This is a genomic window from uncultured Campylobacter sp. (genome assembly GCF_938045595.1).
Classification (GTDB): Bacteria; Campylobacterota; Campylobacteria; order Campylobacterales; family Campylobacteraceae; genus Campylobacter_B.
In genome coordinates this window covers 1-2,928 of record NZ_CALIBB010000267.1, presented here as the reverse complement: position 1 = coordinate 2,928, position 2,928 = coordinate 1, and the positions used below count along the sequence as shown (strand labels likewise).

The window sequence follows — 2,928 nt, the reverse complement described above, 5'->3', positions numbered from 1 at the left end:
ATAGCGTAAAATTCTACGGAATTTCGTGAAATTTTATTTGGACGCGGGCAAGATCACGGCGGCTACGGATAAAATTTGCAGCAGCTTAGATAAAACTGCGCGCGATAATTGACTAAATTCCGCGAAATTTCGCCGAGCGCGTTAAGTTCGCCCCCTACCCTGCTATCTCATACACGCCGTATTCATAGACCGCGCAAAAGGCGGCGCCGTTTTGGGTTTTGATACTTGAACGAAAGCTACCCTGCTTCCCATTCTTGCCGCTCGGAGCGTTGGCGTGGACTACGCGCGGATAAATTTTAAAATTTAGACAAGCTCCGCCCCGCCGAAGCAGAGTAGAGCTTTATTAAAACGCGCGGCAAATTTTAAAATTTACGCGGGGTCAAAGAGCAAACGAGACAAAAGAGGCTAAATTTGATCATCTCTCGCTGGGCGCTCCTACGACCTTCGCGCTATCCGCCGCCTGCTTAAATTTTTATCATTTCTCGCCAAGTGGCCAATAAACGATCGGTTTAGCTCCGAGCCTTGCCTCGCCGTGATACATGCCAAGCTTGTCTTTCGTCCACGCAAAGCCCGTGTGTCCGTGCTTGTCGATCGAGATGATGCCGCCGCTGCCGCCGAGCGCTTTGACCTCTTTTACCGCTTCTTCGGCGGCCTTTTGCACGTCGGAGGTTTTGTATTTATACAGAGCCGAGACCTCGTGCGCGGCGTTTACGCGCATGTAGATGTCGCCCGTGCCGGTGCAAGAAACCGCCACCGAGTCGTTGTCAGCGTAGGTTCCGGAGCCGATTATCGGGCTATCGCCGATGCGGCCGGTCATTTTGTTGGTCATGCCGCCGGTGCTGGTCGCTGCGGCTAGGTTGCCGTTTTTATCCAGCGCGATCGCGCCCACGGTGCCAAGATACGGGCGCTCGTGTAAATTTAGCGACGTCTTTTTCGCCTTTTCGCTATCAAGTAACAGCTTTTGCTTCTCTTTGGCTTTTTGCAGTGCGTCGTATCTAAACTGCGTGAAAAAATACTTCTGATCGACCATCTCTAGGCCGTTTTCTTTGGCGAGCTTGTCGGCTCCCTCGCCGGCGACTAGCGTATGCCACGTCTTATCCATCACGAGTCTGGCGCCTAGGATAGGGTTTTTGATATGCCGTGCCATCGCGACCGCGCCCGCTTTTTTGGTCGAGCCGTCCATGATCGAGGCGTCGAGCTCGTTAAATCCGTCGGCTGTAAAGACCGCGCCCTTGCCCGCGTTGAAATTCGGATCGTCCTCAAGCACCATAATGGCCGCCGTAACGGCATCCATCGCGCTACCGCCTTTTTCAAGGACGGCTTGACCAGCCAAAAGCGCTTTTTTCATCGGTTCCTCGCGGATTTTAAATTCCTCTTTGGTTAGATCAAGTCCGCTGGTGCCGCCGTGAATGACGATAACCGGGGAAAATTTCTCCTGCGCATTCGCAGCCGTTAGCCCGAGCAGGGCCAAACTCGCCGCCATAAAAACGGCCTTTGAGAGTGAAAAGTGCTTCATATCTCATCCTTTCGAAAAAATTGGAGAATTTCTAAGAAATGATATAACTTTGCGCTTTTCGTTTCGCTTAATCAAATGCGAATTCGGCTGGATCTAAATCTAATGCTTTGAGCTTAGGATTAAGCTTCCGTTGTCAAATTTAACGCGACTCAATTTGTGGCGCAATCTGATAGGTTGATTTAAATTTTATAATTTTGAGTTTGTGCGTCAGTAAAATTTAATTACTGCAGCTCAATAAATTTCAACCGCGCGCCGTAAAATTTTAGCGCGAGGCCGTATTTTAAACGGCGCCGCGCACAAGCAAGCTCAAGCACGTACCCGCTGGCAAAGCAGGCTTTAAATCAAAACGCCTCAAGCTCGCCGTGCGCGATCATTTAGTGTTGCGTCGGAACCGACGCCAATATGTTTTGACGGCTCAATCGCAGCTTTTTTCTCCGCGGCAAAGGCGCGTCAGGTCGTATTTTAGCAGCACCAAGCCAAGGCCTAGCAAGAAAAGGTCTTTAAAGATAAAGCCGTCGATCTTGCCCAGCTGCGGCAGTAGGCTGAGCGTGCTCAGCGCCATGACGATCACGATGAGATCGCCCACGATACCCGCCTTCGGCTTGAAAAAGCCCGCGATGAGCGAGAGATAGCCCACGGTCTCTACCACGCCCAAAAAATAGCTCGCGCCGGCGTCCCCGAGCGCTGAGGGCAAAAACGAAAGCCACGTCTGCGAAAAGAGCGGCTTTAAAGCCTCCACCTCGAACTCAAACCACTTGTAGTTGCCCATCACGGCAAGCACGATGATAACGGAAAGTCTGGCGAATATAATATCCGCGTCGCCTGCGACAAATTTTTTTACGATCTCCCTCATACGGCTCCTTTGTAAATTGTGTAGCGGTATGATAGCGAGCTTGCGTGTAGGCTACGTGAAGGGGCGAAATTCCAAATTCCGCGGCTTCATAAAATTCTACGCCTCCACGAAATTTCGTGGCTCCGCGAAATTTCAAATTCCATGCCGCGCGCCTTAAAATTTAAATCAGTCGCGGTAAAATTTCAAGGCGCGAAGTGGTGCGAGCTGCCGCGAAATTCCATAGAGCTTTGTGGCGTGCGCGGGCAAACCTCGGCGATAATATTGATCGCGACGCCCGCCTTAGCGGCAATTGCGTAGATTTTAGGCAAAAACTTCGGCGCGAAGCTGAACAAAATCTCGTACTCCTCGCCGCTTTGCAACGCAGCCTCGCTAGGGCGGGCGATCCAGCGCGCACCCACGCCGCTAGCCTCCAGTAGGCGGGGCAGATCCTGCGCGAGCCCATCGCTAATGTCCATCGCCGCGCTAATGAGCTTCGCCGCCTTGTAAAAAAACTTATCGCGCAAAACAGGCCTGACGAAGCGCGAATTCTTTGAAATTTTTGCGCGCAGATCCTCGCGCA

Annotated in this window: 3 protein-coding genes; all 3 read right to left on the bottom strand. The window is 51.8% G+C overall.

Going from position 1 to position 2,928, the window contains the following annotated elements; genetic code table 11:
- Window positions 1-475: 475 nt before the first annotated feature.
- Window positions 476-1,516: an isoaspartyl peptidase/L-asparaginase gene (locus Q0340_RS10560; protein WP_298083271.1), complete on the bottom strand. Its 1,041-nt coding sequence runs from the start codon at window positions 1,514-1,516 to the stop codon at window positions 476-478.
- 415 nt (window positions 1,517-1,931) lie between these two features.
- A complete protein-coding gene (locus Q0340_RS10555; protein ID WP_298083270.1) occupies window positions 1,932-2,369 on the bottom strand; it encodes a DUF417 family protein in 438 nt (145 codons plus the stop codon).
- A 182-nt stretch (window positions 2,370-2,551) separates the two neighbouring features.
- Window positions 2,552-2,928: AIR synthase-related protein (locus tag Q0340_RS10550; RefSeq protein WP_298083269.1), on the bottom strand; the 377-nt coding region annotated here is incomplete at its 5' end.